Annotated in this window: 2 protein-coding genes; both read right to left on the reverse strand. The window is 63.3% G+C overall.

Translation table 11 applies throughout. The annotated features are described in order from the left end of the window. Positions 1 to 838, reverse strand: an 838-nt coding sequence (locus tag EN750_RS24215; RefSeq protein WP_127397897.1) for a DUF2865 domain-containing protein, incomplete at its 3' end; no start/stop codon positions are given. An 88-nt stretch (positions 839 to 926) separates the two neighbouring features. Beyond that, positions 927 to 3,251 carry an NADP-dependent malic enzyme gene (locus tag EN750_RS24220; protein ID WP_127397899.1) on the reverse strand — a complete coding sequence of 775 codons (2,325 nt, stop codon included), beginning with the start codon at positions 3,249 to 3,251 and terminating at the stop codon, positions 927 to 929. Positions 3,252 to 3,496: the final 245 nt, after the last annotated feature.

Consider the following 3,496-nt stretch of genomic DNA (forward strand, 5'->3'; position numbering starts at 1 on the left):
GCAATTCGCTGTAGGGTCGGCCGGTGACGGATGACGTCATCGAGGCCGAATCGTCGTCCATGCCGCGCGAATAGAAAACCTGCATCTCGGTGCCGGGGCAGCTCGATTCGCAATTCTTCTGGTCACGTTCGAAATCGCCTGCCGAGGCTGAGTTCGACATCGGGAAGAAGTAGCCGTCGCAGGTGCGCACACAGGAAGTGTGGAACTCACCGCCGACGCTCGGAAAATCGGGTATGCCGGGCTGGTTGAGCACACGGCGGACATTGCGCTCCTCGCCGGGATCGTCGGGCTGGTTGGGCTCATCAAGCATATCGAGCTGCTGGCTGTTGCCGCCAAAAAGCTGATCGAACAGGTTTGCGCTGCCGCCCTCGCGGTTGGCTTCCTGCAAAGGCGCCCGCCGAGGCGCAACGGCGTCGTCGCGGCAGCCATTGGCGTCAAGCGCCGCCAGGATGCGTCCGCGGTCGCGGCGCGAGCCGCCGCCGGCCAGCCGCTCGCGCTTGTTCTGCAAGGCGTCGAGATTGGCATTCATGCGATCGATGGTGGCGTTTAGCCCGGCGCATTGATTGAGGTTGCGGCCAAACAGCGAAAAGCCGCACCCGGCCCGGCTCGCTTGGCCGCGGGCTTTCGAAATCTGCTCATGCTGCCTGGCAATTGCGGAATCGTATTTCCGGATCAGCGCCGGATCGCCACCGCCGCCGCGCGAGGACGCGGCAAGATCGGCTTCCAGCTGGCGGCAGACCCGCGAGGCGGCCTGTGGCTCGGCCACCCCCCAGGTTGCGGACAACAGCAGGCCAAGCAGCACGGCAGCATGCGCCTGCTTCCACCCTCCGCTTGCCATCCGCCCAAACTCCGCCTGCCAAATCCGACTGTTAGCCCGCAATGCTACCGTGTTCGCGGTTAACTGCAGTTTACCGCGAAATCCGTGTTCAGCCCAGATTGACCACCGCCTGTGCCTTGTGGGCGGCTTCCACGACGGCAAGCGCCGTCATGTTGACGACGCCGCGCGAGGTGACCGACGGCGTCAATATATGCGCCGGCATGTCCGTGCCGAGCAGGATCGGCCCGACGTGTAGCGCATCCATCATGGTCCTGAGCGCCGTCAGCGTGATGTTGGCCGAATCGAGGTTGGGGAACACCAGCAAATTGGCTTCGCCCTTCAGCCGTGAATGCGGATAGACGCGCTGGCGCAGATGCTCCGACAGAGCGGAATCGGCGTGCATCTCGCCATCGCATTCCAGCTCTGGGGCAATGCGCGCCAGGATCGCCGCCGCTTGCCGCATCTTCAGGGCACTGGGCGAATCGCGCGAGCCGAAATCCGAATGCGAGAGCAGCGCTGCCTTCGGCTCGATGCCGAAGCGCTGGATTTCTTCCGCCGCCAGCACCGTCATCTCAGCGATTTCTTCCGCCGTCGGGTCGACGGAGACGTGGGTGTCGGTCAGGAAGATGATACCGCGCTGCGAGATCAGCATGGAAAGCGTCGACAGGTCGCGATCCTTGACGCCGGTGCGCGGGCCGATGATCAAGGTGACGTTGCGCAGATGCCGCTCGAAGCGCCCTTCGAGGCCGCAAACCATTGCATCCGCATCGCCGCGTTTCAGCGCAAGTGCTGCGATCACCGTGTTGTCGGTGCGCACCATGGTGCGCGCGGCTTCCGTCGTGACGCCGCGCCGGCCGGCGAGTTCGATCAGAAGGTCGACATAATGGCGGTAGCGCGGATCGTCTTCCGGGTTGATCAGGCCGAAATCCACACCGGGCTTGATGCGCAAGCCGTAGCGCTTCAGGCGCACCTCGATGACGTGCGGCCGGCCGATCAGGATCGGCTCGGCGATGCCTTCCTCGAGCACCACCTGGGCGGCGCGCAGCACGCGCTCATCCTCGCCGTCTGCATAGATGACGCGCTTGGCGCTCGATGCCTTGGCTGACGAGAACACCGGCTTCATCACCAGGCCGGAGCGGAAGACGAAGCGGTTCAGCTTGTCGATATAGGCGGCGAAATCGGTGACCGGCCTTGTCGCGACACCGGTGTCGCAGGCCGCCTTGGCGACCGCGGGCGCTATGCGCAGGATCAGGCGTGGATCGAAGGGCGAAGGGATCAGGAATTCAGGGCCGAAGATCGGCGTCTCGCCGGAATAGGCGCGGGCAGCGACATCTGAAGGTTCCTCGCGGGCAAGGGCTGCGATGGCGCGGACCGCCGCCATCTTCATCTCCTCGTTGATAGCGCTGGCACCACAGTCGAGCGCGCCGCGGAAGATGTAAGGAAAACACAGTACGTTGTTGACCTGATTGGGAAAATCGGACCTGCCTGTGCAGATCATCGCATCGGGACGCGCCGCACGCGCCGTTTCCGGCATGATCTCGGGATTGGGGTTGGCCAGCGCCAGGATCAGCGGTTTTGGCGCCATGTGCTCAAGCAGTTCCGGCTTCAGCACGCCTGCCGCCGAGAGGCCGAGGAAGACATCTGCGCCCGATATGACGTCGGCCAGCGTGCGCGCCTCGGTGTCCTTCACATAAGGGTCTTTCCAGCGGTCCATCTCGTCGGTCCGCCCTTTGTAGGCAACGCCGAAACGGTCGGTGACCCAGATGTTTTCGACTTTGGCGCCGAGCGAGACCAGCAGGTTGAGGCAGGCAAGGGCGGCAGCCCCGGCGCCGGAGGTGACGATCTTGATGTCAGATATGGTTTTTCCGGCGAATTCCAGCCCGTTGAGCACGGCGGCGGCGACAATGATGGCGGTGCCGTGCTGATCGTCGTGGAACACCGGTATGCCCATGCGGGCCTTCAACTGTTCCTCGACCTCGAAGCATTCCGGCGCCTTGATGTCCTCGAGATTGATGCCGCCGAAAGTCGGCTCGAGCGCCGAGATCGTCTCGACCATGCGCTCGATACCGGGCGCGTCGATCTCTATGTCGAAGACATCGATACCGGCGAACTTCTTGAACAGGACGGCTTTGCCTTCCATGACCGGTTTGGAGGCCAGCGGGCCGATATTGCCGAGGCCGAGCACCGCCGATCCGTTTGTGACGACACCGACCAGATTGGCGCGTGCGGTGTAGTCGGCGGCGGTCGCCGGGTCGTCGCGGATTTCCAGGCAAGGGGCGGCGACGCCAGGCGAATAGGCGAGCGCGAGGTCGCGCTGATTGCCGAGCGGCTTGGTCGCCTGTATCTCGAGCTTTCCCGGCCTTGGGTGCTTGTGGAAGTAGAGGGCGGCTTCGTCGAGGTCCGAACGTGCCGTCTTTTTGCTCTCGCCTTCCATGCGGCCGCTCCCTCGAAATCTGGCTGAGATTCCCTTTTAGCATGCAGCCGTGGTTTTTCGCGACGCTAATTGACGCGCCGGCAGCTTTACCCGGCGGCGCGTAGAAAGTTGCTAATGATCAAATGCTTATGCCGATTCTCTAACGGACGGCTCCTACAGTTTCACGGACAAGTTGATCAAAAGGCGCTGACGTAGAGACCACCATCGACCGGTATGTTCTGCCCGGTCAGATAGCCCGCATGGAC

Source organism: Mesorhizobium sp. M7A.F.Ca.ET.027.03.2.1 (assembly GCF_003999175.1).
GTDB lineage: Bacteria > Pseudomonadota > Alphaproteobacteria > Rhizobiales > Rhizobiaceae > Mesorhizobium.